This is a genomic window from Rhodococcus sp. IEGM 1307, from assembly GCF_030056915.1.
In the GTDB taxonomy this organism is placed as follows: Bacteria; Actinomycetota; Actinomycetes; order Mycobacteriales; family Mycobacteriaceae; genus Rhodococcus_F; species Rhodococcus_F opacus_D.
Map to the genome: position 1 here is coordinate 1 of NZ_JASHKW010000012.1, position 24,555 is coordinate 24,555.

General features: G+C 67.6%; 23 protein-coding genes. 6 read left to right on the forward strand and 17 right to left on the reverse strand.

The window, feature by feature from the left end; genetic code table 11:
• Positions 1 to 98: 98 nt before the first annotated feature.
• On the forward strand, positions 99 to 1,571 hold the full coding sequence (gene pyk, locus QM841_RS22960; RefSeq protein ID WP_283333676.1) for a pyruvate kinase: 1,473 nt from the start codon (positions 99 to 101) through the stop codon (positions 1,569 to 1,571).
• A gap of 134 nt (positions 1,572 to 1,705) precedes the next feature.
• Positions 1,706 to 3,889 carry a malate synthase G gene (locus QM841_RS22965; RefSeq protein WP_283333677.1) on the forward strand — a complete coding sequence of 728 codons (2,184 nt, stop codon included), beginning with the start codon at positions 1,706 to 1,708 and terminating at the stop codon, positions 3,887 to 3,889.
• A gap of 58 nt (positions 3,890 to 3,947) precedes the next feature.
• Here the strand turns inward: QM841_RS22965 and QM841_RS22970 are convergent, their stop codons facing one another.
• The 9 genes from QM841_RS22970 to QM841_RS23010 form a co-directional block, all read right to left on the reverse strand.
• Positions 3,948 to 4,685, reverse strand: coding sequence for an anti-sigma factor (locus tag QM841_RS22970; RefSeq protein ID WP_283333678.1), 738 nt, complete (start codon positions 4,683 to 4,685; stop codon positions 3,948 to 3,950).
• A complete protein-coding gene (locus QM841_RS22975) occupies positions 4,678 to 5,256 on the reverse strand; it encodes a sigma-70 family RNA polymerase sigma factor (protein WP_011595276.1) in 579 nt (192 codons plus the stop codon). The genes QM841_RS22970 and QM841_RS22975 overlap by 8 nt, the downstream gene beginning before the upstream one ends.
• Before the next feature lie 98 nt (positions 5,257 to 5,354).
• Entirely contained in the window at positions 5,355 to 6,155 is an 801-nt protein-coding gene (locus QM841_RS22980; protein ID WP_283333679.1) for a DUF1295 domain-containing protein, read from the reverse strand.
• Entirely contained in the window at positions 6,152 to 7,462 is a 1,311-nt protein-coding gene (locus QM841_RS22985) for a class I SAM-dependent methyltransferase (protein ID WP_283333680.1), read from the reverse strand. The genes QM841_RS22980 and QM841_RS22985 overlap by 4 nt, the downstream gene beginning before the upstream one ends.
• Positions 7,459 to 8,841 (reverse strand): class I SAM-dependent methyltransferase, encoded by a 1,383-nt coding sequence (locus QM841_RS22990; protein WP_280780610.1) that lies wholly within the window; start codon positions 8,839 to 8,841, stop codon positions 7,459 to 7,461. Before QM841_RS22990 ends, QM841_RS22985 begins: the two co-directional genes overlap by 4 nt.
• On the reverse strand, positions 8,838 to 9,578 hold the full coding sequence (locus tag QM841_RS22995) for a DUF1365 domain-containing protein (protein WP_283333681.1): 741 nt from the start codon (positions 9,576 to 9,578) through the stop codon (positions 8,838 to 8,840). The genes QM841_RS22990 and QM841_RS22995 overlap by 4 nt, the downstream gene beginning before the upstream one ends.
• Positions 9,575 to 10,915, reverse strand: a complete 1,341-nt coding sequence (locus QM841_RS23000) for an NAD(P)/FAD-dependent oxidoreductase (RefSeq protein WP_283333682.1) — start codon at positions 10,913 to 10,915, stop codon at positions 9,575 to 9,577. The genes QM841_RS22995 and QM841_RS23000 overlap by 4 nt, the downstream gene beginning before the upstream one ends.
• Positions 10,908 to 11,555, reverse strand: a complete 648-nt coding sequence (locus tag QM841_RS23005; protein ID WP_283333683.1) for an alpha/beta hydrolase — start codon at positions 11,553 to 11,555, stop codon at positions 10,908 to 10,910. The genes QM841_RS23000 and QM841_RS23005 overlap by 8 nt, the downstream gene beginning before the upstream one ends.
• Positions 11,556 to 11,727: 172 nt before the next feature.
• The gene (locus QM841_RS23010) at positions 11,728 to 12,393 is read right to left on the reverse strand and encodes a fasciclin domain-containing protein (protein WP_283333684.1); all 666 of its coding nucleotides are present in this window, start codon (positions 12,391 to 12,393) and stop codon (positions 11,728 to 11,730) included.
• 205 nt (positions 12,394 to 12,598) lie between these two features.
• On the opposite strand from QM841_RS23010, the gene QM841_RS23015 reads away from it, so the two are divergent.
• Positions 12,599 to 13,201: a lipocalin family protein gene (locus QM841_RS23015; RefSeq protein ID WP_283333685.1), complete on the forward strand. Its 603-nt coding sequence runs from the start codon at positions 12,599 to 12,601 to the stop codon at positions 13,199 to 13,201.
• On the opposite strand, the gene QM841_RS23020 is transcribed toward QM841_RS23015, so the two are convergent.
• Complete coding sequence (locus QM841_RS23020) at positions 13,180 to 14,661, reverse strand: SDR family oxidoreductase (protein WP_283333686.1); 1,482 nt, start codon at positions 14,659 to 14,661, stop codon at positions 13,180 to 13,182. The genes QM841_RS23015 and QM841_RS23020 overlap by 22 nt on opposite strands.
• Before the next feature lie 59 nt (positions 14,662 to 14,720).
• On the opposite strand from QM841_RS23020, the gene QM841_RS23025 reads away from it, so the two are divergent.
• On the forward strand, positions 14,721 to 16,073 hold the full coding sequence (locus QM841_RS23025) for a TIGR01777 family oxidoreductase (protein WP_283333687.1): 1,353 nt from the start codon (positions 14,721 to 14,723) through the stop codon (positions 16,071 to 16,073).
• A 19-nt stretch (positions 16,074 to 16,092) separates the two neighbouring features.
• On the opposite strand, the gene QM841_RS23030 is transcribed toward QM841_RS23025, so the two are convergent.
• From QM841_RS23030 to QM841_RS23040, 3 genes are all read right to left on the reverse strand, one after another.
• Positions 16,093 to 17,361 carry an MFS transporter gene (locus QM841_RS23030; protein ID WP_283333688.1) on the reverse strand — a complete coding sequence of 423 codons (1,269 nt, stop codon included), beginning with the start codon at positions 17,359 to 17,361 and terminating at the stop codon, positions 16,093 to 16,095.
• A 116-nt stretch (positions 17,362 to 17,477) separates the two neighbouring features.
• Complete coding sequence (locus QM841_RS23035) at positions 17,478 to 18,248, reverse strand: SDR family NAD(P)-dependent oxidoreductase (protein WP_283333689.1); 771 nt, start codon at positions 18,246 to 18,248, stop codon at positions 17,478 to 17,480.
• 29 nt (positions 18,249 to 18,277) lie between these two features.
• Positions 18,278 to 19,129 (reverse strand): sugar phosphate isomerase/epimerase family protein, encoded by an 852-nt coding sequence (locus QM841_RS23040; RefSeq protein WP_283333690.1) that lies wholly within the window; start codon positions 19,127 to 19,129, stop codon positions 18,278 to 18,280.
• A gap of 170 nt (positions 19,130 to 19,299) precedes the next feature.
• On the opposite strand from QM841_RS23040, the gene QM841_RS23045 reads away from it, so the two are divergent.
• Positions 19,300 to 20,163 (forward strand): LysR family transcriptional regulator, encoded by an 864-nt coding sequence (locus tag QM841_RS23045; protein ID WP_283333691.1) that lies wholly within the window; start codon positions 19,300 to 19,302, stop codon positions 20,161 to 20,163.
• Here the strand turns inward: QM841_RS23045 and QM841_RS23050 are convergent.
• Positions 20,153 to 20,521 carry an MmcQ/YjbR family DNA-binding protein gene (locus tag QM841_RS23050; RefSeq protein ID WP_283333692.1) on the reverse strand — a complete coding sequence of 123 codons (369 nt, stop codon included), beginning with the start codon at positions 20,519 to 20,521 and terminating at the stop codon, positions 20,153 to 20,155. The two genes, QM841_RS23045 and QM841_RS23050, sit on opposite strands and share 11 nt — an antisense overlap.
• A gap of 170 nt (positions 20,522 to 20,691) precedes the next feature.
• Between QM841_RS23050 and QM841_RS23055 the strand changes: the two genes are divergently transcribed.
• On the forward strand, positions 20,692 to 21,111 hold the full coding sequence (locus QM841_RS23055; protein ID WP_283333693.1) for a carboxymuconolactone decarboxylase family protein: 420 nt from the start codon (positions 20,692 to 20,694) through the stop codon (positions 21,109 to 21,111).
• A gap of 16 nt (positions 21,112 to 21,127) precedes the next feature.
• On the opposite strand, the gene aztD is transcribed toward QM841_RS23055, so the two are convergent.
• The 3 genes from aztD to QM841_RS23070 all read right to left on the reverse strand — a co-directional run bounded on the left by aztD (position 21,128) and on the right by QM841_RS23070 (position 24,549).
• A complete protein-coding gene (gene aztD, locus QM841_RS23060; RefSeq protein ID WP_283333694.1) occupies positions 21,128 to 22,291 on the reverse strand; it encodes a zinc metallochaperone AztD in 1,164 nt (387 codons plus the stop codon).
• 66 nt (positions 22,292 to 22,357) lie between these two features.
• Positions 22,358 to 23,269 (reverse strand): zinc ABC transporter substrate-binding protein AztC, encoded by a 912-nt coding sequence (gene aztC / locus QM841_RS23065; protein ID WP_283333931.1) that lies wholly within the window; start codon positions 23,267 to 23,269, stop codon positions 22,358 to 22,360.
• Positions 23,270 to 23,274: 5 nt separating this feature from the next.
• Complete coding sequence (locus QM841_RS23070) at positions 23,275 to 24,549, reverse strand: ABC transporter (protein ID WP_283333695.1); 1,275 nt, start codon at positions 24,547 to 24,549, stop codon at positions 23,275 to 23,277.
• Between the last annotated feature and the right edge of the window lie 6 nt (positions 24,550 to 24,555).

Sequence of the window (24,555 nt, forward strand, 5' to 3'; positions counted from 1 at the left end):
CCGTCGAGGCCGCCAACCGGTACCGCATCGACGACGTCCGCGCCGCGGCCGTCTCCTACGCCGACACCGGCAGTGCCTAGAACGGAATCGAAAATCCGATGACAGCAACAGTTTCCGAATACCTCGGCACACCCGGCCGGGAGGCGCCCGCATCGGCGAGGCGCGCGAAGATCGTGTGCACCCTCGGGCCCGCAACGGCAACCGGCGACCGCATACGTGAACTCGTCGACTGCGGAATGGATATCGCACGGCTCAACTTCAGCCACGGCGAACATTCCGATCACGAGGAGAACTACCTCCGGGTGCGGGACGCGTCCGAACGCACCGGCCGGGCGGTGGGTGTTCTCGCCGACCTCCAGGGCCCGAAGATCAGGTTGGGGCGTTTCGCCGAAGGCAACACCGTCTGGTCGGACGGCGACCTCGTGCGGATCACCGTCGACGAGTGCGACGGCACCCACGACCGGGTGTCGACCACCTACAAGCAACTGGCCGAGGACGCCGAGCCCGGTGACCGGTTGCTCGTCGACGACGGCAAGATCGGATTGGTCGTCACGGACGTCGACGGCAACGACGTGGTGTGCCGGGTCACCGAGGGCGGTCCGGTCAGCAACAACAAGGGTGTGTCGTTGCCGGGGATGAACGTGTCGGTCCCGGCGCTGTCGGGCAAGGACATCGCCGATCTCGAGTTCGCACTGCATCTCGGTGTCGACCTCATCGCCCTGTCGTTCGTGCGATCGGCGGCAGACATCGAACTCGTCCATGCCGTGATGGATCGGGTCGGCCGCAGGGTTCCGGTGATCGCGAAGCTGGAGAAGCCGGAGGCGATCGACAACCTGGAGGCGATCGTGCTCGCGTTCGACGCGGTGATGGTCGCCCGCGGCGATCTGGGCGTCGAGCTTCCTCTCGAACAGGTGCCGCTCGCGCAGAAACGGGCCATCCAGGTCGCCCGCGAGAATGCGAAGCCGGTCATCGTCGCGACGCAGATGCTCGAGTCGATGATCGAGAACTCACGGCCCACCCGCGCCGAGGCGTCCGACGTGGCGAATGCCGTCCTCGACGGCGCCGACGCCGTCATGCTGTCGGGCGAAACGTCCGTCGGGAAGCACGTGATGGAGACGGTCCGCACCATGGGCCGCATCATCAGCGCGGTGGAGGAGAAGTCCACGCAGGTTCCGCCGCTGGCGCACGTACCCCGCACGAAGGGCGGAGTCCTGTCCTACGCGGCGCGCGACATCGGGGAACGATTGGGTGCGGCGGCGCTCGTCGCGTTCACCCAGTCCGGGGACACCGTGCGCCGGCTCGCGCGGCTACACACTCCGCTGCCGTTGCTGGCGTTCACCCCGCTCCCGGAAGTGCGCGCTCAACTCGCGCTGACCTGGGGGACCGAGACGTTCCTCGTCGACCCCGTCGAGTCGACCGACCAGATGATCCATCAGGTCGACCACGCGCTCCTCGGCCTGGGCCGGTACCAGCGGGGCGACCTCGTCGTCATTGTCGCGGGATCGCCTCCGGGCACCGTCGGCTCGACCAACCTGATCCACGTCCACAGGATCGGCGAGGAAGACCACTGATCGGATGTGACGCTGTAACCGTACGCCCGTCCGCTATTGACAGAACTCGATGGACACGGTTTTCTTAATGTCAAGATACGAAACTGTGTTTTCGCATCGTGGAAGTTTTGCCAAGTGCGGAAGGTGGTCATTTCATGACTGAGCGTGTTGAGGTCGGCGGTCTGCAGGTCGCGAAGGTGCTCTACGACTTCGTGAACGAGGAGGCGCTGCCGGGGACCGGGGTGGACGCCGACGGGTTCTGGTCGGGTGCGGCCAAGGTGATCGACGAGCTGGCGCCGAAGAACAAGGCCCTGCTGTCCACCCGCGACGACCTGCAGGCCCGGATCGATTCCTGGCACCGCGACCGGGCCGCCGCCGTGATCGACCCGGCCGAGTACAAGGCGTTCCTGACCGAGATCGGGTACCTGGTGCCCGAACCGGCCCCGTTCGAGGTGTCCACGGCGAACGTGGACACCGAGATCACCTCGACCGCCGGCCCGCAGCTGGTGGTCCCGGTCCTCAACGCCCGCTTCGCGCTGAACGCCTCCAACGCGAGGTGGGGGTCGTTGTACGACGCCCTGTACGGCACCAACGCCATCCCCGACGACGGCGGCGCGGAGGCCGGGAGCTCCTACAACAAGGTCCGCGGCGACAAGGTCATCGCCTGGGCCCGCACCTTCCTCGACACCGCCGCCCCCCTGACGACCGGGTCGCACGCCGACGCCGCCCGCTACACCGTCGACGGCACCGCCCTGACCGTGCAGCTCGCCGACGGCACGATCACCGGCCTCGCGGAGCCGGGCAAGTTCGTCGGCTACCTCGGCGACCCGGCCGCCCCGACCAGTGTGCTGCTGCGCAACCACGGGTTGCACGCGGAAATCCAGATCGACCCCACCTCCCCGATCGGCCAAACGGACGCGGCCGGGGTCAAGGATGTGGTGCTCGAGTCCGCGGTCACCACCATCATGGACTTCGAGGACTCCGTCGCCGCCGTCGACGCCGACGACAAGGTGATCGGCTACCGCAACTGGCTCGGCCTCAACCGCGGCGACCTGACCGAGGAGATGACCAAGGGCGGCAAAAGTTTCACCCGCCGCCTCAACGGCGACCGCACCTACACCGCCGCGGACGGGTCCGAGCTCACCCTGCACGGGCGGTCGCTGCTGTTCGTCCGCAACGTCGGCCATTTGATGACCACCCCGGCGATCCTGCACGGCGACGGCACCGAAATCCCCGAGGGCATCCTCGACGCCCTGATCACCTCCCTGTGCGCCGTCCACGGACTCAGCACGGGCGAGCAGACGGGGCCGTTGGTCAACTCCCGCACCGGGTCGATCTACATCGTCAAACCCAAACAGCACGGCCCCGACGAGGTCGCGTTCACCACCGAACTGTTCGGCCGCGTCGAGCAGGTGTTGGGGCTGCCCGCCAACACCCTCAAGGTCGGCATCATGGACGAGGAACGCCGCACCACCGTCAACCTCGCCGCCTGCATCCGGGAGGCGTCGGAGCGGGTGGTGTTCATCAACACCGGGTTCCTCGACCGCACCGGCGACGAGATCCACACCTCGATGGAGGCCGGACCGATGATCCGCAAGGCCGAGATGAAGAAGCAGACCTGGATCACCGCCTACGAGGACTGGAACGTCGACACCGGTCTGGCCTGCGGGTTGCAGGGGCGGGCGCAGATCGGCAAGGGCATGTGGGCGATGACCGAGCTGATGGCCGAGATGCTCGAGCAGAAGATCGGCCACCCCAAGGCCGGCGCGAACACCGCGTGGGTGCCGTCCCCGACCGGGGCCACCCTGCACGCCACCCACTACCACCAGGTCGACGTCGTCGCCGTCCAAAACCGGCTGACGGGCACCCGGCGGGCCACCCTCGACGAGATCCTCACCATCCCCCTCGCCCCGAACACCGACTGGTCCGAGGCCGAGAAGCAGGAAGAACTCGACAACAACTGCCAGTCCATCCTCGGCTACGTGGTCCGCTGGATCGACGCCGGCGTCGGCTGCTCCAAGGTCCCCGACATCCACGACGTCGCCCTGATGGAAGACCGCGCCACCCTCCGCATCTCCTCCCAGCTGCTGGCGAACTGGATCCGGCACGCAGTGGTCACCGCCGACCAGGTCGTGCAGTCGCTGCAACGGATGGCCCCGGTCGTGGACCGGCAGAACCAGAACGACCCCACCTACCGGCCCCTGGCCCCCGACTTCGACACCAACATCGCCTTCCAGGCCGCGAAGGAACTCATCCTCGACGGCACCAAGCAGCCGTCGGGCTACACCGAACCGATCCTGCACCGCCGCCGCCGCGAATACAAAGCAGCCAACGCCTGACCGGTCGCCCCCCACGTGAGTGGCAAAGCGTGCTCGCGCACGCTTCGCCACTCACGTATCAGGTGAGGTTCACCGTCGCGAAGATGTCGCCGGTCGGCTGGGTGGAACCGCCGGGCGGTTCCACACTGAATCCAAGTTCCGTGGACTGGTCGATGTCGTTCACGACCGCGGTGGTCGACGGTGACACGTCATCGGCTTCCATGATTCCGGCGGACACCGGCTCGTGTGACGGTCCGAGCAGCCACATCTGATACACCGAACCCGGTGCGGGCGGCGGGACGTCGTTCATCACCAGCACTCCGGCGTCGACGTCCTTGGAGTACACGACGGTGGCCGAACCGCCACCGGCGATCGGTGCGACCGCCGTGCGGACGTCGTCGGCCGCGAGGATCTGAGCGGGCACGGGTTGGCCGTCCTCGCTCTGCAACTGCTGGGCGACGGTGATGCCACCCACGGCGAGGACGATCACCGCTGCCGCCGCGCTCAACGCCGCCACGAGACGCCTGCGCTTGCGCGCACGAACCTCGTCCAGTGCTATCGGCGCGGGCGAAGCGGCGGTGCCGGGCAGCGCATCGAGGATGCGCCCGAGCAGGTGAGCGGGCGGCTCGACCGCGGTGGACGCCGACTGGGCGGCCATCGTCTCGTGCACACCGCGGACGGTGGTGTCGAATTCGAGGCGAACGTCGGGCGGTGCGCTCTGGACCGCGGTGTCGATCTCGCGGCGCTGCTGATCGTCGACGGCGTCGAGGGCGTACACCTGGGCGAGGTCGAGGATCTCGTGCTGGGACTCATCCATCGAACTGCACCCCCAGACATTGCTTGAGCCTGATCAATCCGTCTCGAATTCGTGATTTCACCGTCGGAAGCGCCACGGACAGCCGTTCCGACACCTCTCGGTACGTCAGGCCTCCGTAATAGGCGAGGACCACCGTTCTCTGCTGGACTTCGGTGAGCGTGCCGAGGCAGTCGACGACGTCGCTGGTGTCGCCGCGTCGGGTGACTTCCTCCGACACCGCGTCGAACGGTCCGTACCAACTCGAGGCGCCGTAGGCGGCTTCCCGTTCGGTGCCGGACTGCTCCGACCGCACCCGGTCGACGGCACGGCGATGAGCGAGGGTGATCAGCCACGACAGCGGCGACCCCTGCTTCGGATCGAATTTGTCCGCGTTGTTCCAGACCTGCAGGTACACCTCTTGGGTGGTTTCCTCGCTGTATCCGGGATCGCGCAGGACCCGCAGCACCATGCCGTACACCCGCGCGCTGGTGCGTTCGTAGAAGTCGCTGAAGGCATCCCGCTCGCCCTGTGCGATACGCGCCAGCAACGCCGTCAGCGTCACGTTCTCCGTGTCCCTGTCGACACCGGTCATCGGCCCATTCCGTTCATCGATCCACAGCCTAATAGCAGGTTGCGGCCGGTGTGACCACGATGGGATCCGAGGGGATGCGAGCGATGCCGGCATGGCACTCACCGCTTCGGCGGCAAGGGGAGGAAATAGCTGGTGCGCTGCTGGTATTCGGGGTAGCCGGGACGCTGCGACATCGTCTTCTCGAGCAGTCGCGCGCCGGTCGCGAACACCAGGAAGTACGTCATGACCACGGGAGACAGCACGGTGACGGCGCCGGGCCACACGCTCGCCGCGATGAGCCAGAGTCCCCACCACACGCAGGAGTCGCCGAAGTAGTTCGGGTGCCGCGTCCACGCCCACAGGCCGACGTCCATGATCACGCCCTTGTTGGACGGGTCCGCCTTGAATGCCTTCAACTGGTGGTCGCCGACCGCTTCGAACACGACACCGACCACCCACAGGAGGACTCCGAGTACCGCGACGACCGCGCCGAGGCCGGATGCGGGACCGAGTACGGCCGACATCTGCAGCGGCAGCGAGACGAACCACTGCGCGAGTCCCTGGGTGAGAAAGATCTTCCGGACGACGACCCAGGGCGAGTCGCCGCCCGCCCGGTCGAGCATCTCCACGTAGCGCGGGTCCTCGCCCTTGCCCGCAGACTTGGCGTACATGTGCCAGGTCAGCCGCAGACCCCACACCGCGACGAGCACCACCACCAGCCAGCGGCGCAGTGCGTCGCCGTCGCCGACGACGGCGGCCATGAGCGCTACCAGGACGAAACCGAGGCCCCAGGACACATCGACGACGTTGTAGCGTCCGATCCGCCGCCCGATGAGGAACGTCGCGGCCTGGAGGACGGCGAGCACGAGAACACTCGCCGCGGTGACGGCGCCGAATTCCGACCAGTCGATCCCGTTCATCGGAGCACGCCGGATCCCGCGGAGTCGACCCGCACGGCAGGCATCATCGACCGACCCGCCGCGGTCGGCTTGACGGCCAGGATCTGATCGACACCCATGCGGCCCTGCTCGAAGCTCATCGCGCCGCCGACGAGGTACAACCGCCACACCCGGGCCATCTCGAGCCCGACCATCTCGACGACGTCGTCCCAGCGGGACTCGAACTTCTCCAGCCAGGCGTCGACGGTCCAGACGTAATGCTCACGGAGACCGTGCACGTCGCGCACCTCGAGCCCGGCTCGTTCGAGGTACGCGACGCTCTCACCGACGGGACGCATGGTCATGTCGGGAGCTATGAACGACTCGATGAACGGGCCGCCGCCGGGATGGCGTCCGGTGCGCGACATCTGCTGGATCAGCACCCGCGCACCGGGCTTCGCGTTGTCGTGGAGGGCCTGCGCGTACCGGGCGTAGTTCTTCTCGCCCACGTGCTCACCCATTTCGAGGGACGCGACGGCGTCGAACGGGCCGTCGGGGACCTCGCGGTAATCCTGCAGACGGATCTCGACGCGGTCCTGCAAACCGCGCTCGGCGATCCGCTTGTCGATGAACACTTTCTGCTCACGGGAGATGGTGACACCGACGACGTGTGCGCCGTATTCGGCCGCGGCGTGGAGGCTCAGCGATCCCCAGCCGCATCCGACGTCGAGCAGTCGCATGCCGGTTTCGAGTCCGATCTTGCGGCACACCAGGTCGAGTTTGTCCCGCTGGGCGTCCTCGAGTCCGTAGTCCGAATCCTGCGGCGTTCCCGGCGCATTCCGGGTGAAATAGGCGCACGAGTAGGCCATCTGCGGGTCCAGGATCAGTGCGTAGAAATCGTTGGACAGGTCGTAGTGGTGACTGATCGCGGCGCGGTCGCGCAGCATGCTGTGCAGCCGTCCGCGGATGTTCGCCTGTGCGGCGGGTGCGGGAAGCGGCCCGCCCGTGACACCCAGCTTCGCGGCGACGCGCAACACCTTCGCGACCGTCCACGGGCTCGGCCGGACGCCGCTGAGACCTCGCTCGCGCGCCACCGCCCACACATGTGCCAGGGCCTCGCCCAGGTCGCCCTCGACGTCGATCTCACCCGTCACGTAGGCCTGTGCGGCCCCGAGTTCCCCGGGGCTCCACAGCAATCGGCGCAGGGCGTCGGGACTGCGCAGCACCACCTTCGGCGCCGTCACCGGGCCGGCGGTACTGCCGTCCCACGCGGTCAGATGAACGGGCAATTCCCCGCGGACGAGCGGACGCAACGCCTTGTCGAGTTCGGCGGCAACGGTCACGGTCATGCTCCCGTCTTGTCGAGGACGAACTGCTGGACGTCGATGTAGCCGGAGCGGAACCCGGCCTCGGAGTAGCAGAGGTAGAAATGCCACATGCGGCGGAACGTCTCGTCGAATCCGAGTTCCTCCGCCTGCGCGCTGTGCGCGGCGAACCGGTCCTTCCACAGCCGGAGCGTCTCCGCGTAGTGCTGTCCCATGCTCAGGCGCTCCCGCACCCGTAGCGCGGTGTGTTCGGCGGTGACGGATTCGATCGCCTCCGTCGACGGGAGGAAACCGCCCGGGAAGATGTACTTGTGCACCCAGGTGTAGGTGTTGCGGGTCTGGAGCATCCGATCGTGCGGCATGGTGATCGCCTGCAGCGCGACCTTTCCGCCCGGAGCGAGGAGTTTGTCGAGCACCCGGAAGTAGGTGGCCCAGTACTCATGTCCGACTGCCTCGATCATCTCGACCGACACGATGGCGTCGTACTCGCCGTCGACGTTGCGGTAGTCGAGCAGGTCGATCTGCACGGTGTCCGAGTGGCCGGCCTCGGCGACGCGCAGGCGGGCCAGGCTCTGCTGTTCGCTGGACAGCGTCACCGAGCGGACCACGGCGCCGCGTTCCGCCGCCCGGATGCACAGTTCTCCCCAACCCGTCCCGACCTCGAGCAGCCTGGTGCCCGCACCGACGCCGGCCTCGTCGAGCAGCCGATCGATCTTGCGGCGCTGCGCGTCCGCGAAATCCTCCCACTTCGGGGTGATCTGTGGGACGGGTGCCCGCAGGACCGTCACGTCCCGGACCTGCCCCACCCGGGTCGGGGTCGACGCGAACAGTGCGCTCGAGTACGTCAGCGTCTCGTCGAGGAACGTCTCGAACATCTCGTTGGACAGGTCGTAGTGCCGGGAGATGTTGGAGCGGGTGTTCTGCTCGGTGTTGCGTTCCTGGGCGGGGTGTTTGGCGACATAGAGTGCGCGCAACCGTTGCAGCGGGCGGGGAACGAGGGTCGCCATCCGTGAGGCGAACACGCTCAGCACCGCGGCGAGATCCGGCGACGTCCAGTCGCCGGCCATGTACGACTCGCCGAAACCGATGAGGCCGCTCGTCCCGACCCGCCGGGCGAACGCATCCGGGTTGCGGATGATCATGCGCGGCAGGATCTCCTGTTCCCGGCGCGCCCCAACCAGGGTGCCGTCGGGGTACTCGATGCGGACGTCGAGGTCGGCGGCCGCGCGGCGGAACAGGCGGTCGGCAATCTTCGCCGACAGCGAGGCACGCAGACCGGTCGGCACGTCGGCCAGGCCGGGCCAGATCCGGTTGTCGATCCGCGGATCCTCGACGGTGAACGCGAGGTCGGCGGTACTGACGGCAGGCGATGCGTCCATGTCCGTGTCCTTGTTCCTTCTCACTGAACTGTCTCCTTCTGCCGGCCGTCGGGCCGAGCCGTGACGGGGAGTCCACGGGCCCACAAAGTGATCCCCTGGATGCGAATGCGAGCCGACACCACGAGAGGTGCCAGGGGAGTGCGTAGTTGGGTCCTCAGGACCGTGCGGTGGGTGGCGGGCTGCCGCGTTCCCCGCACCGTCGCGGTGAACGGGGCGTGCCCGTCCCGGTGGAGTACCACGTTCAGCGAGAGCGTGTCGCCGGGCTCGGGGAACCACATCTCGTAACGGCCGCTCACGTCGTTGAACGGGGAGACGTAGAACTGCTTGTCCACCTCGGCACGGTCGCGGCTGTCGGGTCGGATCAGGTAGCTGTGCCGCTGACCATAGGTGTTGTGTACCTCGGCGATCACACAGCGGAGGCTGCCGTCGACGTCGTGGCACCAGTACACGCTGAGCGGGTTGAACACGTACCCGAGCACCCGCGCGTTCAGGAGCGCCGTCACCGTCCCGCCGCCGAGGTCGATTCCGTGGGTGGCGAGGAACGCATCCACCCTGGCGCGCAGCGTGTCCGCGGCGGCACCGGGGACCGGCTCGAAGTGGTCCTCGGCGCGGAAGCGGGCGAACGGGCCGAGCCACCCGGGCAGGTGTGGAAGGTCGTCGACGTCGACGTACCAGCTGTAGCTCGAATACTGGAAACTGTTGCGGACGGGTTCGGTGCGGGCGTGCCGGATCGTCGTCGAGTAGATCGCCGGCGCGGTCATGACACCGTCTCCCGGTCGCGGTGTCGTCCGGCATGTGTATCCCACGAGCCGCCGATCCGTTCGGCGGCGCGCAGGCCCGAGAGTGCCCCGTCCTCGTGGAACCCCCAGCCATGGTAGGCGCCCGCGAAAGCAAATGTGCCGGAGCCGAGTTCGCTCAGCCGCGACTGCGCCGCCACGGATTCGGGGGTGTAGACGGGGTGCTCGTACGTCATCTCGGCGACGACCGTCGACGGGTCGACGAGGTGCTTCCCGCCGAGCGTGACGAGGAACCGCCGGTCGTGCACGGTGTTCAGGCGCATCAGCCGGGTCATGTCGTAGGTGACGATGACGCCCGTCGCGTCCGTGCTGTCGGCGGGAGTCAGGTAGTTCCAGGAGGCCCGGGCGTTCTCCGCGCGGGGGAGCAGCGACTCGTCGGTGTGCAGCTGGGCGTGATTCACCGAGTACGGCATGTCGCCGAGGATCTCGATCTCGAGGTCCGCGGCGTCGCCGAGCAGGGCGAGCGCCTGACGGGGGTGAACGGCCACCACCACGGCGTCGAAGTACCGGACGTCGTCGCTGCCGTCGACGACGCACGCGCCGCCGTCCTGGGTGCGTTCCACCCGCTGCACGGGGGTGCCGAGAAGTATCTCGTCGAGGTGCGCCGCCACCTTCTCGACGTAGCGGGCCGAGCCGCCCGTCACGGTGCGCCACGTGGGTGATCCGAAGACGGTGAGCATTCCGTGGTGCTCGAGAAAAGTGAACAGGTAGCGGGCCGGGTAGTGCGCCGCTGTCGTGGGATCGCACGACCACACCGCCGCGACGAGTGGAGTCATGAAATTCTCGACGAAGTACGGGCTGAAACCGCTGCGGCTCAGGAACTCGCCCAGCGGTTCCTGCGCGCCGGCCTCGTCGACCGGGGTGTCGAGCACGGCTCGGGCACAACGGTGGAACCGGAGGACCTCGCCGAGCATCCGCCAATACCGCGGCCGGGCAAGGGTGCGGGCGGTGGGGAACAGCCCGCGGATCCCCTTCGCGCCTGCGTATTCGAGCCCGCTCGCATCGGATCGGATCGACATCGACATGTCCGAATCCTGGGTGGCCACGTCGAGTTCGGCGAACAGGCGCAGCAGCGTGGGGTAGGTGCGGTCGTTGTGCACGATGAAGCCCGTGTCGACGTCCACTTCTGCGCCCGAGTCGAGTGTCAGGTGGTGCGTGTGGGCGTGGCCGCCGAGACGGGCGTCGGCCTCGTAGAGGGTGACGCGGTCGTGGCGGGACAGAACGTAGGCGGCGGTCAACCCTGCGACGCCGCTGCCGATCACCGCGACGTTCCTGCGTTCGAGCTTCTCCGAATCATGCATGGCGACCTGCTTTCCGGTCAGTCGGTGCGGCGACGACACCTTCCGCGGCGAAGGCGTCGAGAACGAAATCGGCGGTGATGCGATGCCACCAGCGTGGCCGGGTGAGCATGAAGTGTCCGGCTCCCGTCAGGGGAATCCACGAGGCGTTCACCCCACGAGCCAGCGCCTGCTCAGTCTGGACCCGGGAAGCTGTGGGATCCGTCCAGCGGTCGGCGGTTCCGTGCGCGACCATCAGGCTGCGGTCGGCGGGCACCAGTTCGCCGTCGGACGCGGGCCACCAGGGTGCGAGCGCGGCGATCGCCCGGACGTTGTCGAGGGCGGCGAGGTGGGCGGCGACGCGGCCGCCCATCGAATGCCCGACGACGGCGACGGGGACTTCCCCGAACCGCAGCCGGGCCCGTTCGACGGCTACCCGGGCGTCGTGCACCGGGCTGGCCTCGGGGGCGTTCCATCCGCGGACCCGGTACTGCAACCGCTCCACGACGATTCCGTGCCGCCCGAGCCTGGACTTCAGAGACCAGGCCATCCAGGTCATGCGCAGATTCGACAGATGCCAGCACCGCGAGGGTGCCTGACTGCGTGGTTTGCCGCCGGGCAGCACGAGCACGTACGCCGGGGTGGTGGGTGAGCCTTTCTCCATAACCGTTATTCGGAGCTGAGTTTGCGTCGGATGGGCGCACCCGCACCCGCTCACGTGAGTGGCGAAGCGTGCTCGAGCACACCGCGGCACTCACGTGGGAGCACGCAAGAGCCCGGCGGCATCGGTGTGGGACCGATGCCGCCGGGCACGGAGAACTCTGAGACGAGCGTGCTTACTGGGGCATCAGGACGGTGTCGACCAGGTACACCGTGGCGTTGGCGGTCTGGACGCCACCGCAGATGACGCCGGCGTCGTTGACCTTCAGGTCGTCGCCCGAACCGGTGACAGTGACCGTGCCACCCTCGACGGTCGTGTGCTGGCCGTCGATGTCACTCGGCGCGATCTGGCCGGGGACCACGTGGTAGGTCAGGACCTTGGTGAGCAGCGCCGGGTCGGTCTTGAGGGTCTCGATCGTGGCCGGGTCGACCTTCGCGAACGCGGCATCCACCGGCGCGAACACCGTGAACTGTCCGCTGTTCAGCGTGTCCACCAGGTTGACCTGCGGGTTGAGCTGACCGGATATGGCGGCGGTGAGGGTGGTGAGCAGCGGGTTGTTGGACGCGGCGGTCGCGACCGGATCCTGCGCCATGCCGCTGACCGAACCGGCACCGTCGGGCACCGTCTTCGCGTACTCGGCGCAGCCCGGACCGACCAGGTTGGCGGCGGGATCGGCCATCGCGGACGAGGTCATCGAACCGGACGACATCGACTCGGACGTCATCGCCTCCGAGGCGGAGCCGCTGCTCGACGAGTCGCTGTCGTCCGACGAACACGCTGCGCCCAGCAGGACGAGGGACGTGCTCGCTGCGACTGCCAGAACTCGTGTGCTGATGTTCATGGGTTATTGCCTCTCTCCGGTGTGGGTGCGGATGAGCACCATCGACAGGCATTCGGAGCGGTCTCCGGAACGGATGGGTCGAAGGTTGTCCCGGATCGACCCATCCGATCCGGAAGTGGCGTCGAATGTCCCGAGAGAGGGTGCTGCACAGGCACTCCGTTCAGGTTGCCCGTTTCGTCGACGCATGATCGTGAAAGGACCCGAGATGACACTCTCGAAGGCTCGTGGATTCGCCGCAGGACTGCTGGCCGCCGCTGCGGCCGTGGTGCTGGCGGCGAGCCCGGCGCAGGCTCAGCCCGGTGCGCTCGCACCAGTCCCGTCCCTCGACGTGCCGCGGTACCTCGGCACGTGGTATCAGTTGGCCGCTGTGCCACAGCCCTTCAACCTGGACTGCGCGCGGGACACCAGGGCGACGTACGGACTCGTGGACTCGTCGAACGTCAGCGTCGCCAACTCGTGCACCACCTGGGCGGGAGGGACGAACGGAATCAACGGCAATGCGCGTGTCAACGACCCGGTCACCAATGCGCTACTCCACGTGAGTTTCCCGGACGTGCCGTTCCAGAGTTCACCGGACGGTCCCACCAACTATGTGGTCACCTACATCGCCGACGACTACTCGTGGGCGCTCGTCGGTGACCCGGCACGGGCTTCGGGTTTCGTCCTCTCCCGCAACCCGGCGGTCGACGACGTGGGATGGAAGCAGATCCGGCAGGTGGTGGAATCGCGTGGCTACAACTCGTGCCTGCTGCTGACGTCCCCGACCACCGGTGGCCGAGAGGCTATTCAGCCGCTCTGCACGGTCTGACGGGCAGCGGAGCCGGTGATGTTCTCCATCATGCCTTTGAAGATGATTCCGTGGAACGGCATGATGGAGTACCAGTACAGCCTTCCGGCGAGGCCTTTCGGGAAGAAGATGGCCCGCTGATCGAGTCGGGACCGGTCGGAATCCACACTGTGGACGCGCCATTCGAGCCACGCCCCGCCCGGTGCCCGCATCTCGGCGCGCAGTCGTAGCAGGGACCCCCGGTCGATGCGTTCGACCCGCCAGAAGTCCAGGGGGTCGCCGGTGTTGAGCTGCTTCGGGTTCCGGCGTCCGCGGGTGAGACCGACACCGCCGACCACACGGTCGAGCCAGCCGCGCACCGACCACGCGAGGGGGAACGAGTACCAGCCGTTCTCACCGCCGATGCTCTCCACGACGCTCCACAGCGTTCCGGCGTCCGCGTCGCAGTCCATGGTGCGTTCGTCGGTGTAGACGACCTCACCGGCCCAATCCGGGTCGGACGGCAACGGATCGGACGGGGCGCCGACCGGGGACGCACTGGCCCATGTCGTCTCCACCTCGCCGTTGTCGATGCGCCGCAACGCCAGTCGCACGGCGTCCCGGTACGTGGTCAGGCCTGCCTTCGGCGGTGGGATGACGTCGTCGATGTCGTGCTCGGAGGCGACGGCGTCGTTCTGCAGGGATTCGATCAGGGCCCGCCCGAGCGAGCGGGGGATCGGGGTGACCAGGCCGATCCACAGACCGGCGAGCTTCGGGGTCAGCACCGGAAGGACGAGGATGCGACGCTGACGGAGACCGGCGACCTCGGCGTATGTCTGCATCATCTCGCCGTAGCGGATGACGTCGGGGCCGCCGATGTCGAAGGTGCGGCTGCGCGGCAACGGTGCCTCCGCTGCGGCGACGAGGTAGTGCAGCACGTCGCGGACCGCGATCGGCTGGATCTTGTTGTTCACCCACCGCGGGGTGGTCATCACGGGGAGCCGGTTGGTGAGGTGGCGGATCATCTCGAACGACGCAGAACCGGAGCCGATGACGACCCCGGCCTGCAGAACCATTGTGGGAACGCCGGAGTCGACGAGAATCTGCCCCACCTGTGTGCGGGAGTGCAGGTGCGGAGAGAGGTCCACCGAGTCGGGATGAAGCCCGCCGAGGTAGACGATCCGGCCGACACCGGACGTGCGGGCAGCCTCGGCCACGTTCTCCGCGCTGACGCGTTCGGCCTCCTCGAACTCGTCCGAACCACCCATCGAATGCACGAGGTAGTAGACGACGTCCACGTCCGTGAAAGCGGCAGAAAGGGATTCGGGATCGCTCAGGTCGCCGCGGGCGATCTCGACGTCGGACGCCCACGGGACGTCGGTCAGTTTCTCGGGTGAACGCACCAGCACCCGCACCCGATAGCCGGCTTGCGAGAGCCGGGGAGCGAGGCGTCCGCCGATGTATCCGGTGGCACCGGTGACCAGTACACGTAACTGCGTCATTCCCACACGCTACTCGTCGTTGTCACCGCCTCGCCCGCCATCGCGGCTAAGGTCGGGTCATGGGCATCGTGCATTCGAGTGTGGTCGAGGCCTCGCGGGACGAGTTGTTCGCCTGGCACACGAGGGCCGGGGCGTTCACCCGGCTCTCACCGCCGTGGCAGCCACTGAGTCTCGCGAAGGAATCCGAGTCTCTGAAATCGGGTCGTGCAGAATTGCGCCTACCCGGCGGACTGACGTGGATCGCGCAGCACGACGCCAAGGAGTACGACCCCCCGCACCGGTTCGTCGACTATTCGGCCGCGCTGCCGCTGCGCCTGCTGGTGCCGTGGCGGCACACGCACACGTTCGACGTCGTGTCCGAGGGCCGGACCCGGGTCACCGACCGGGTCGACACCATCGTGCCCGGCCACTTCCTCCGCTCGACGTTCGTCTACCGCCACCGCCAGCTCGCCGACGACATGGACCGGCACCACTGGGCGTCCACACTCCTGCCCGGCCCCCTCACCATCGCCGTGACGGGGAGCTCCGGTCTGGTCGGCTCCGCCCTCACTGCGTTCCTGAGCACCGGCGGGCACCGAGTGATCCGGCTCGTGCGCCGCGCGCCCGGCACACCCGACGAGCGGCGCTGGAACCCGGACGCTCCTGCCGCGGACCTGCTCGACGGAGTCGACGCCGTGATCCACCTCGCAGGCGCGTCCATCGCGGGACGGTTCACCGACGGTCACCGCCGGGCGATCAGGGACAGTCGCATCGAGCCCACCCGTCGGCTGGCGGAAGTGGCGGCAGCGTCCGGGCAGGGACCGAAGATCTTCGTCGGTGCGTCGGCGATCGGGTACTACGGCCCCGACCGCGGCGACGAGGTGCTGCACGAGCAGGACCCGCGGGGCGACGGCTTCCTCGCCGACGTCGTGGCGGACTGGGAGGACGCGGCGAAGCCTGCCGCCGACGCCGGACTGCGGGTGGTGCACGTCCGCACCGGGATCGTCCAGTCGCCGAGCGGTGGCGTGCTGCGCCTGCAACGGCCGCTGTTCGAGGTCGGACTCGGAGGTCGTCTCGGTGCCGGAACGCAGTGGCTGTCGTGGATCGACATCGACGATCTGATCGACGTCTACCATCGCGCCGTCGTCGATTCGGGATTGAGCGGTCCGGTCAACGCGGTGGCGCCGAATCCGGTTCGCAACGAGGAGTACACCGCAGTCCTGGCGTCGGTACTGCACCGTCCGGCCTTCCTCCCGGTCCCCGATTTCGGGCCGAAGCTCCTGCTCGGAGAGCAGGGTGCGCGCGAACTCGCCCTCGCCGATCAGCGCGTCGCCCCGGGCAAGCTCCTCGACCGCGGTCACCGGTTCCGGCGCCCCGACCTCGACACGGCGCTGCGCCACCAGCTCGGGCGGTTCAAGGCCGACGAGGGGTGACGCAGCGCAACCGCGTGGATCAGGTGTGCGCCAGTACCTGCCGGCTCTCCACTCGGGCCTTGGTGGAGATCCGGGCCGCCGCCGCGGCGAGAACGCAGATACCCGCAACTGCCGAGGCGGCAAGGACCCAGTTGTCGTCGCCGCCGATCAGGGCGTAGCAGATCGTGGGTGCGAAGCCGGTGAGCAGGAAGCTCAATTGGGTTGACACAGCGACACCGGTGTAACGGACGTTCGGCGTGAACATCTCGGCGAAGAACGACGGCCACAGGGCATTGGGAGCCGAGTACACGACGCCCTTGAGTCCCACCGTCGCGATGACGATGAGTACCGTACTGCCGGTGGAGATCGCGCCGAGGAACGCGAAGACCCCCACGGCACACAGCAGACAGCCGCTGACGTACACCACTTTCCGGCCGATCCGGTCCGCGATGAATCCGAACAGCGGATGGAAGAACAGCGCGACCACTTGGCTGGCGGCGATCGCCGTGAGCATCGTGGACCGATCGACACCGTGTTCCTGTGTCGCGTACGACAGGCCGAAGACGATCACGATCGTCGAGATGACCGTATTGAAGGCCGCGACGAAGACGATCACGGTCGCGCGCAGCTGAGTGCGGAGGAGCGTGGTCACGGGGAATTCCGATACAGCATCCTCCTTTTCGGCTTCGACGAACTCGGGGGACTCGTCCACCCCGCGCCGCACCAGGAGGGTGATGAACACCATGACGAAGCTGAGGAGGAACGGGATACGCCATCCCCAGGTGAGAAGCTGCTCCTCGGGCAACGCTCCCACGGGGATGAAGATCAAGGTCGCCAGGATCGAACCGGTGGCGGCGCCGTTGAGGAGCCAACTCGTGTAGAAGCCGCGACTCTTCTCGGGGGAGTGCTCCATGGTGAGCAGGCTGGCCCCGACCTGCTCGCCGCCGGCAGAAATTCCCTGCAGGAGCCTGCATACGACGAGGAGGGCGGGCGCTGCGGCGCCGATGGTCGCATGGGTGGGCAGCAGCCCGATGGCGAAGGTCGACGCGCCCATGAGGAGCAATGTGAAGAGGAGGACGTTCTTGCGGCCGATCCGATCGCCGGCGTGCCCGAAGAGCAGGGCCCCGAGCGGTCGCGCGATGTAGGCGGCCCCGAATGTGGCGAGCGATGCCAGTGTGCCGGCAGCGGAATCACTGTTGGGAAAGAAGATCTTGCCGAAGACCAGGGCCGCGGCCGTGCCGTAGACGAAGAAGTCGTAGTACTCGACGACGCTGCCGAGGAAACTTCCGAGTGCTGCCCTGCGGGCCATCTTCTTGCTGGGCTGAGGAGTCGGATCGTCGGGGTGAGGGCATGTGGAGTGTGTTCCTTTGGCTTGTTACCCGGTGAAGGCGAGGCAGGGGTGGTGTGGGTACTGAGGCGAGCGCGTCACGGCGCCGCCGCGAGTTGGGCGCCGCCGCACACGTGCAGCACTTCGCCGGTGATGAACGTGGCCCTGTCGGACGTGAGGAACTCGACGGCGTCGACGATGTCGTCGGCTGTCGCGAGACGGCCGAGAGGCGACATCCTGGTGTGTCTGTCGACGAACAGCGCGAATTCGTCGTCTGTGCGCCCACCCTGGGTGAAGGGCGTGACAACCATGCTGGGCGCGACGGCGTTGGTGGTGACACCGAGGGGACCGAGCTCGACTGCCAGGGAGCGGGTGAGGCCGACGACTCCGGCCTTGGAGGTGACATAGGCGGTGGGTCCGCCGCTCAGCCAGGTTCGTGAGGTGATGTTGACGACCCGTCCCGACCCGGTGCGAGACCAGATCGGAACGGCACTCCGGCACAGCGACATCGGACCGCGAAGGTTCACTGCCATCGCCGTGTCCCATTCGGCGTCGTCGACGTTCGCGAGCCGTGCGCGCGGGTTGATCGCCGCATTGTTCACGAGGCGGTCCAACCGCCCGAAATCTTCGTCGATTCGCTTGACGGCGAGGCGGATCGATTCCTCGTCGGCGATGTCTACGACCCATCCGAGAACCTGTGCGCCGGTCTCGTCCGACAGCGTCCGGGCAACGGCCCGCACGGCATCCGCGTTGTTGTCGAGGAGGATCACGGTGTCACCGCCCTGCGCGAATCGGCGGCTGATCGCCGAGCCGAGGGCCCCTGCGCCTCCGGTCACAACTGAAACCGGGGTGTTGTGGTATTCGTTCATGATCGTCCTGTCGAGATGTGATGTGTGGATCAGAGTGACTGGGGGACTGGAGTTTCGAAGTCGGCATGTTGCCGCAGGAACTGCGCGTTGAAGCGCAGTCGTTCGTGGACGGGCCGGGAATCGCTGAAGTCTTCGACGGACACCCACCCGCGGTAGCCGGCTTCGGTGAGGAGGCGGAGAACCCGGGGGATGTCGGCGACGCCGTCGTCCATCGGCGACCACCGGTGGGTCCATACCCCGCCGCCTGCCGGCCTGACGTAGTGAGCGTTCTTGACGTGGACGTGGGAGAGGTGGTCGCCGAGAATCTGCAGGGCCATGCGATGGTCTTCGTACCCTTCCACCACGAGATTTCCGACGTCGTAGATCACTCCTACTCGATCGGGCGGCAAGTGGCCGACGAGTTGATGCGCGAGCGAGACACTGGGGCAGATCGAGCGTTGGTGGATCTCGAGGAGCGCCCGGACCCCGTAGTGCCCGGCCAGGGTAGACACGTGGTCGAAGAACTCCCGCGCTTCCGCGAACAGTCGGTGAAACCCGCGGTCATCCATCCACGGGGCGCGCAACCGGATGCTCGGCACCGAATTCGCTCGCGCGAACCGCATCATCTCCTCGACCCCCGCAACGTCGCCGGAGTCGATGTACGGGCTGAGCGCGACGACCTCCAAGTCCGCAGCACGTGTCCGCGTGCAGATGTCCGCGACGGACCGGCTGTCGGGAGCGACGGTACAGCGATTGTTGGTGAGGAAATGCGGGTGGCCGGAAGAACCGATGTCACTCGCGACGCGCCATTCGATGCCTGCGTAGCCCGCCGCTGCCGCCGCATCGATCGCTTCGGGCGGAACCAGGGAAGGTAGGCAAGCTGAGTAGACCCCGAGCTTCATCGGTCTCCTTGAGTGTGAGCGGCATCTGAGGGTGACTCGCCCTCGGCTTCGTTCCATTAGAGACCGCCCTCACAGGGATTGTCCAAGCCCTGTTGAGCACACCAGCTATACGCAGTAGGCATAACCGGTGTCGTATCCTGGTCGAACGCCTGCAGTGGAGGAAACCGACCGTGGAGTTTCGCCATCTTCATTACTTCTTGGCTATAGCCGAAGAAGGATCGTTCAACCGCGCTGCGGAGCGGTTGCGGATTTCTCAACCGTCCCTCAGCCGGCAGGTGCAGGCGCTGGAGAGGGAACTCGGCCAGGCGTTGTTCGACAGAACGGCACGTGGCGCCACTCCGACTGTCGCGGGCGAGGCACTCCTCCAGCACGCACGACAACTGCTGGCGCTCGAGGCTGCAACCCAGGAAGTGGTGTCCGGCGCGACCGAGATCCGGGAAGTCGTCACGATCGGCGTCCCACCGGGTACGTCCAGCGAATGGCTCGTGAGCATGGTCGGCCGCCTCGACGACGAGGTGCCCGGATGCGCGCTACAACTCGTCGAGGCGAACAGCACGAACCAACTGCGGATGCTCCGGGAAGGGCGACTCGACCTGTGCATGGTGCACCAATCACCGCCCAGTGATTGCTCGTCGTGGAAACTCCGCGAAGAGCCGTTCGGGCTCGCCGTTCGCCCCGGCCACACCCTGGCGTCTGCAGAATCCTGCTCGCTGCGGGATCTCGATGGGCTCCGGGTGCTCGTCCATTCCCGCGACCAGGTTCCCACGCAGCAGGACGGGTTGATCGGCGCGGCGGTGGAGGCCGGTATCCGGCCGTACTGGCAGTTCGCGCAGTTCGTCGAGCACGCGCTCGCCGGTGCGGCTGCCGCGAAGGCGGACGCTGTGCTGGTGAGCCGGTACACGGCGGAGAAACAGATGCCGGGGTGGCCCTGGCGCCCGCTGACCGAGCTGCCGCTGGCAATGACGACGTGGCTGGTGTGTCAGCGGCACACGAGGGCGGTGGTCGGCGACGTGACGACAGCCATCATGTCCTGAAATGCAGGCCCGCCGCGGCGTCGTACGCCGCCACGACCCGCTTCGGGGCGGTGAGACGCCACGCCTCCTCGACGAGTTCGGCCAGTTCTTCGGCGTCGACTCGGTCGAGGACGACGTCGATCCAGCCCCACCGCCCGAAGAACGGTGCGACCAGGAAGACGTCGGGATCCTCCTGCAGCAGGGCCGCCTGCGTTTCCTTCGTCGCTTTGAGGCAGACGGTGGGGGCGCCGTAACCGACGAGACCGAACATCTTCTTGCGGACGCGGAACGTCGGCTGGTCGCCCCAGTTGGCGATCACCACCTCGTGCGCCTCCGGCAACGCCAGCATCATCGCGCGCACGTCGTCTTCGGTGGGCATCACAGCTCCTGGGCAGCGGGTCGGTGGTCCGGGACCTTTATATCCCGGATCACCGACAGCCCGGACCGTGGTGGGCGCGGAGACGCGATGGTCCGAGGCAGGCGGGCACTCCGTCGTCGAATCGTAGAGTGACTCCCGAACACGTAGGCGCTGTGAACAGGAGTGAACCCATGACCAGTGAAGAACCCGGGAAGCGGAGTCCGGCCGTCGAGGCGGGGCTGACGGTGCGGCGTGAGGTGATGGGCCCCGACTTCGTCGAGCGGGCACTCACTCGCACGGCGGGGACCGACAGCGAACAGCTGCAGGAGTTCGTCACCGAGCACGTCTGGGACGCCGTGTGGAACCGGCCGGGGCTGGACCGGCGCAGCCGCAGCCTCCTCAACCTCGGCATGCTCATCGCGCTGCGTGCGCACGGTGAACTGAAGGGCCACGTGCGGGGTGCACTGCGAAACGGTCTGACCCGCACCGAGATCGTCGAGGCGGTGATCCACGCGAGCGCCTACTGCGGCGCCCCCGCCGGGTTGTCGGCGATGGCGGTGGTGCAGGAGGCGCTCGACGCGGAACTGGGACCGCTGGAAACCGAAGACTGACGCCGCGGTAAGCGAATCAGCCCGTGACGCCGGTGATCTCGTTCGGGGTCTCCGGCAGGTCGGCCTGCCCGGATACGGTCCAGGTGTCGAGGTCGATCGTGTGGATCTTCTTGTTCGCGGGGTCGGTCACGTAGGCGGTGTGGTCCTGCACGTACAGCGCGGGCCGCGGCGACTGCCACTTGTCCGGCTCCGTCCACGGATCGAGGACGTCGACGGTGCGGCTGACCGCCTTGCTGTTCGGGTCGATCACGTGCACGGCGCCGTCGGTGCCGAGGACGAGGGCCTCACCGTGCGGGGCTCGACCGAGCGAGCGGAACGTGTAGCTGGTGCCCAGGTCGACGAGGGTGAGTTGTCCGGTGGCGGTGTCGGTGAGCGAGACCCGTTCGGGGCGTTCGAGTTCGGCGTCGGGATCGGTCTTGTAGTCGCCCAGGATCATCGGTGAATCCTCGTCGCCGGCCTGGTTTCCGATGCGCCCGTAGGGGTCCGGGCTGGTGACCTTGGTGATGACGCCGCCCCGGTAGATCAGCAGGCCGTTCTGGCATCCCACGACCACCGTCTCGCCGGCGGCGACGGCCTCACCGTGCACACCGGGGCAGTCCTCGTTGCGCGCGATCTCCTTGCGGTCGCGGTCGAGTACGACGATGCCGGTGCGTTCGTCCTCGTTGCCGACGGTGGTGAGCAGGCTGCCGTCGGAGAGTTCCACGGCCACTCCGTGATGCGCCTCCGGCGTCGTGAACTCGGTGGTGTCGGGTGTGCCTTCGGAGAGTCCGGCCGGATCGAACACGCGCACCAGTCCGGTGCCGTCGTCGAACAACACGGTCTTGCCGTCGTGCCGGACCACGTGTCCGGGCGTCTTCGCCTCGAACGCGACGTCGGTGAGGGCGGGTTCGGCGGTGTCGAGGGCGGTGAAACTGTTTCCGGTGCTGACCAGCACGTGCCGGTCGTCGCCTGCGGGGTTGAGCCGGGTGAATCCGTCCACCTCGGCCGAACCGACCACGTCGAGGCTCTGCGCGTCGAGAACCAGCACGCCGCCGTCGTAGCTCAGTGCCAGCCGCGGTGTGGCCGAGTCGGTGGTGGTCGCTTCGGCCGTGCCGGAGTCGGTGGAGCAGGACGTGAGCAGTGTCGCCGAGAGTGCCACGGCGGCAACGGCGGTGGGGAGAGGTCTACGCGTAAGGGTCACCCAGGAGAATTAACTCTTATTGCAAACGGTTGTCAAAGTCGGAAGTGTGCATGTGTGAATGCATCGCTATTTCAACCCCTCCGCGATCGCCAGGGAGTTCGAATCCATCATCTCGATGTACGTGCCCGCGCCCGAGCCGTTTTCGCCCAGTGATTCCGTGAACAGCGAGACGACGTCGACGGGAACACCGGCCTCCGAGGCCAAGACCTGCGCGAGCCGATCGGGCTGGGAGGAGTCGACGAAGATCGCGGGAACCCGCGACGCGGTGATCGTCGCGGCGAGGTCCGAGAGGTCCGACGCGCTGGGCGACGCCAGGGTGGTCCCGCTGGGAATCACCGCCCCCACGGTGACGAAGCCGAAACGTTCGGCCAGATAACCGAAGACGTGATGATTGGTCACCAGCTTTCGCCGGTCTGCGGGGACGGCCGCGAATCTGTCCGTCATCCGGGCGGTGAGTTCTTCGAGTTGCCGGGCGTAGCTGTCCGAGTTCTGGCGGACGGCCCCCGCGTCGATCTCCGGCACGTGGTCGATCACCGCGTCGCGGATCAGTGCAACGGCCTCGCGTACCCGGTCCGGGTCGGTCCAGATGTGCGGATCCAGGGTGCCCGTGGACTTTCCGGAACGGTACTCGATCGGCCGCACGGCCTCACCGACCTGCAGGATCGGAACTCCCTCGGAGTGTGCAGTGTCGACGGTCTTGCCGATTCCCTCCTCGAGTCCGAGACCGTTCGACACGAGGAGGTCGGCGCGCTCCACCCGCGCGGCGTCCGACGCGGAGATCTCGAACGAATGGGGATCGGCGCCTCTCGGCATCAGCACCATCACGTCGGCCTCGTCGCCGACGACGTTCTGCACCACATCACCCAGAATGTTCGTGGTCACGACCACGACCGGTCCGTCGGAGGCGCCCGGGGAACACGCCGTCACGGACAGCGCCGCGAGCGCGGCCAGCAGGGTCAGCGGCAGCAGGCGCCGCATCCCGGTCACAGCCCCACCACGCCGAGGGTGGACGCGGCGACTCCGACGTCGAGAGTCCGCGCCACCCGCGCGTCGTCCCGGAAGTCGATCTCGGTCACCGTCTTCGATGCGGGATCCGAGACGTATGCGCGGGTGCCGCCGACGACGACGGCAGGCAGCGTTGCGGACTCGTCGCTCCCGTCGTAAGGGGCGGCCAGCACGTGCGAGGACGCGGTCTCCGCGCCGGTCGTCGTGTCGTACACGCGGAAGGTGCCGTCCGCGAGGACCGCGAACACGGAGCGACCGTCGCCCGCCAGTGCGACGCTCAGCGCGCGATCCGGCGTCCGGACGTGCGTCCACCCGCGGGTGCGGGCATCGAAGACCAGCACCCCGTCGTTGGTGGCAGCGGGTCCGGCGGCGGCGACATGGATCGGCAGGCCGTCGTGTCCGCGGAACGACGTGGGTCGGGTGGCGGCGCCGATGCCTGCCGGGTACGGAACCTTCTCCGACGTCCACGCCCCGGCGGCGGTGGTCGCGAGGAACAGTCCGTCGTCGCACGCGGCCAGCACGTTCGTGTCGGACACCGCCGTGCCGTGCATGTTCGGGCAGGCGGTGTCGAAGCTCTGCTCGACCTCCCCGTGCGCGGTGTGGACCTCGAACGTGCCGGGGCGGGAATCGCTTCCGTCCGCGGCCGAGTGCGACACCACGAAACCATCGGCGATCGGCAGGGCGACGCCGTGGTGCGGTGCGTCGGCGTCCACGACGGCCCCGACGTCGATGCTGTCCTTGCGGAGGGCGGCGAAATCGATCACGCGGGCGAGTCCGTCGCCGTCGAAGAACGTCGCCACCTTGTCGTCGCCTTCGATCACGTGCGCAGGCTTGCCACCCTCGAGGGCGCCGAGTTCGACCGGCGGTTTGGTGTACGAGTGGGTGTGGTCACCGTGATCGATGGTCCAGGAACCGGCGTCCACGACATGCACCGCGCCGCCGGCGCCGTCCACGGCGAACGCGTAGCGGTCCTTCACCGTCGTCACCCGCGCCGGATTGTCGAACTCGAACGAATGGAGTCTCTCTGCCGTAGCGAGGTCGAACACGTCCACCCGGCCGGAGTCGGCGTCCGACACGACGAGCCGGGGTTCGGGCCCGTCGACCTCGGTGGATCCGGCCTCGGCGGCAAGGTCGCTACCCGGTTGACTCCGGCCGTCGGGGGACGCGGCCTCCTCCTGTGGAGATGCGCAGGCTCCGAGGGCCAGCGCGGCGACCGCGGCAATTGCTGCGCGGGCGAGGGTGGTGTTCGGCATTCATGG